We start from the raw sequence: 600 nt of genomic DNA, 5'->3' as shown, positions 1-600 counted from the left end.
CTTTATATTGGATTTGGATAGGTTTACTACCACCAAACCATTATAAAGGATTTTTTTATGGAAAAATATAGTTACAGAAAATTCAGATTTATTATGTCTATTGATATTTTTTATGCGACACTAGTGAATTGAGTTAATTTCATAATTCTCACCCCTTGATTTTCAAGGGATTCAAGACAATAAAAAATGGGTACCTCCCCAAATTTCGTTATAATGGTAAGTAACCAAACAAACCATACGAAAGAGGTGAGTACCCTATGACTATTGTAAAACAAATTTCTCTTTTTGACATCCATCAATTATTAGAAATGGAAAGTTCCCATCGTTATGATGCCATTTTTAGTGTGATTGACATTCAACCTATTTTTCAATTGTTTTCTAAAAAGACATTGAAAGGTGCACCACGTGAATTGAATTATGGTGCAATGATTCAATCGCTGATTATTCGTATTGTCGAACGAATTCCAACAATGAAGGATTTAGTCAAACGTTTGGTCCATGATCCTTTATTTCGTTTCGACTGTGGATTCCTTGTGTCTGATGTCGTACCATCTGAAAGCTCTTATTCACGCATGATTCAAGTCATTAGTGAATCAGATG

1 protein-coding gene is annotated in these 600 nt (G+C 33.0%); it reads left to right on the top strand.

Features of this window, described 5'->3' with window-relative positions; all coding sequences use genetic code 11:
- Positions 1–257: 257 nt before the first annotated feature.
- Positions 258–600, top strand: a 343-nt coding sequence (locus tag ACFPOH_RS10795) for a transposase (RefSeq protein ID WP_390309638.1), incomplete at its 3' end; no start/stop codon positions are given.

Source organism: Ureibacillus suwonensis (assembly GCF_042655065.1).
In the GTDB taxonomy this organism is placed as follows: domain Bacteria; phylum Bacillota; class Bacilli; order Bacillales_A; family Planococcaceae; genus Ureibacillus; species Ureibacillus suwonensis.
Note: the sequence above shows the minus strand (reverse complement) of the source record. Positions and strands in the feature narration are given on the sequence as shown.